The 2,870-nt window shown below is 52.6% G+C and carries 2 protein-coding genes; both read right to left on the minus strand.

All coding sequences use genetic code 11. From position 1 onward, the window contains the following. The coding region (locus tag QVP67_RS00520; protein WP_288179745.1) for a serine dehydratase beta chain at window positions 1–137 on the minus strand (137 nt) is incomplete at its 3' end. 41 nt (window positions 138–178) lie between these two features. Next, window positions 179–2,710, minus strand: coding sequence for an endonuclease MutS2 (locus tag QVP67_RS00525; protein WP_022161610.1), 2,532 nt, complete (start codon window positions 2,708–2,710; stop codon window positions 179–181). Between the last annotated feature and the right edge of the window lie 160 nt (window positions 2,711–2,870).

Below are 2,870 nucleotides of genomic sequence, written 5' to 3' on the forward strand. Positions count from 1 at the left end.
CTGCCGTACAGGGTCACCTTGAACGCAGCGGCTTCGGGATGCCGTTGCAGAAAGATTTCGGCGGCCTTGCGCGGTCCCATGGTGTGACTGCTCGACGGGCCTGTTCCGATGCGATAGAGTTCTTTGATCGATTTCATAAGTATATGTTAGGGTTACGTTTGTTCTATATATATATGTATTACAGGTCTACTACTGTGATGCCGGCTCCGCCAAACTGTACGTGCTCGTCCTGAAAGTGACGGACACCGGGTACGGTTTGCAGGTACTGGCGTATTAGGGTGCGCAGGATGCCTGTGCCCGTGCCGTGCAGGATACGTACGCGCGAGACACCTACCAGTATGGCATCGTCGATGAAATAGGTGACGGCCTGCAAGGCTTCGTCGCCCCTCATGCCGCGCACGTCGATGTCTTGCTTAAAGTGCAGTTTCTTTTCGTACATGCTGTCCTGCGTCTGGCTGCTGATGAAGGTACTTTTGGTCGACACGTCGGCCTGACGCGGCTGGGCGTTGGTCCGCTCCAGGCGGTCTATGCGTACGGTAGTCTTGATGCTGCCAAAAGCCACAGTGGCATTCTTGCCATTCACTTCCATTACCTCACCTACGGTGGTCTGACCTTTTATCCTGACGGCTGCTCCCGGTACGATGGCTGCCAGACGTTCGGCTTCCAGACGTGCCTGGCGTGCAGCCTGCTCTTCGGCCGACAGGGTGGCGGCGTTGGCATCGCGGTTTTTCTTTTCCTTTTTCCGGTTCTGCTTCTCCTTCAGCTTTTCCATCTTGCGGGCAATTTTTTCTTCCTGCTCCTTGTTGGCCAGTGCTTCCAGCGACTCCTTGAAGTCGGTCAGTTCCTGCCGCGCCTGACGGGTTTTCTCTTTCTCGGCCTGCGTCTCCTTGATGGTTCGTATGGTGTTCTCGATGCGGGCGTTGGCTTCCTGCATCAGTTGTTCGGCTTCTTCCTTGGCTTTGCGCAGAATCTCCTTGCGCGACTTCTGCAACTCTTCCATCTCGGCCTGATAGCGGGCGATGGTTTCTTCCATCTGCTTTTCGCGCTGGCGGATGTTCTGTCGCTTGGTTTCCCAATAACGTTTGTCGCGCACAATGTCTTGCAGGTATTTGTCGCTCTGGATGTACTCGCTGCCCACTATCTCCGAGGCGTCGGCAATGACATCCTCCGGCAGACCTATCTTGCGGGCTATCTCGACTGCGAACGAACTGCCCGGGTTGCCTATCTGCAACTGGAAGAGGGCCTGCATCAGATGGCGGTCGTACAGCATGGCACCGTTCACCACTCCTTCGTGGTTTTCGGCAAAGTGCTTCAGGTTCTGGTAGTGGGTGGTGATGACGCCGAACGTCTTTTTCAGGTTAAAACGCTTCAGCACGGCTTCGGCAATGGCACCGCCTATCTGCGGTTCGGTTCCTCCGCCAAACTCGTCAATCAGGATGAGGCTGCGTTCGTTGCAGTTCTTCATCATGATTTTCATATTGGTCAGATGCGAAGAATAGGTACTTAAGTCGTCCTCGATGGACTGTTCGTCGCCGATGTCGATGAATATACTGCTGAAGATACCGGCATGGCTACGTTCGTGCATCGGGATAAGCAGTCCGCACTGCAACATGTATTGCAGTAGACCTACTGTCTTCAGACAGACTGACTTTCCGCCCGCGTTGGGGCCGGAGATGATGAGGATGCGCCGTTGCTGGTCCAGTTCGATATCGAGTGGCACCACTTTCTTGCCGTGCTTGGCCAGCGACAGTTGCAACAGCGGATGCACAGCCATGGTCCAGTCTATGATCTGTTTATTTTCGAGTGCCGGCTTCAGTGCTGCTGTCTGTTCGGCAAACAAGGCTTTGGCACGGATAAAGTCGATCTCGGCCAGAAACTCGTAGGACAGTAGTACGTCGGGTATCGAGGGCCGCAACTGGTTGGAGAACTCCGTCAGTATGCGGATAATTTCGCGCCGTTCTTCGCCTTCCAGTTCACGGATGCGGTTGTTGGCTTCTACTACTTCGGCCGGTTCGATGAATACCGTCTTTCCGCTGGCCGATTCATCGTGTACTATACCTTTTATCTTTCGTTTCAGAGCAGGTACAACGGGAATTACCAGTCGTCCGTCGCGCATGGTGGGCGTGACATCCTTATCAATGATGCCCTCCGACTGCGCATTGCGCAAGATGCTGTTCAGCGACCGCGAGATGCTTCCCATGGTGCTGGCCAGTTCGCGCCGGATGCGTGCCAGTTCGGTAGAAGCATTGTCCTTTATCTTGCCGTAGGGCGACAGAATTCCATTGATTTTCGCTATTAGCTGTGGGAATACGGTAATGTCACCTGCCAGTCTGCTCAGGCAAGGGTAGGGGGAGGCTTCTTCTTCATCCTCGTTCTTCACTTGCAGAAAGCGTACGATGTCCCGGATGGTTTCCAACGAACGGCGCAGGTCGAACAATTCCTGTTCGTCCAAGTACATGCCTTCTACGCGAATGCGTTTCAGCGACGGCCGTACATCGAAAAAATATTGTGCGGGAAAGTTGTCTTCTTCCTGGAGGATGCGGACAAATTCGCTGACCTGGTCCAGTTTTTCCTTTACCTCATTAAAACGGTCGGAAAACTCCATGTCTGTGACTCTCTCTTCTCCCAGCGTGCTTAAACACTTCTCTTTCAGCAGCTGGCGTATCTGGTCGAAACCTATTTTCTGTTCAAAATTCTGTGGGTATATCATTGGCTTAGCCTAATTTGGAGACAAAAATACGATTTATTCATGAAAAAAAAACTCAAAAAGTTTGCAGATTTAAAAAATATCCGTACCTTTGCAGCGCTTTAAGAGAGAAGCAAACAACAAAATAGTATTGGAGAGGTGGCAGAGTGGTCGATTGCGGCGG

Source organism: Bacteroides sp. CAG:633, assembly GCF_000435115.1.
GTDB classification, from domain to species: Bacteria; Bacteroidota; Bacteroidia; order Bacteroidales; family Bacteroidaceae; genus Bacteroides; species Bacteroides ndongoniae.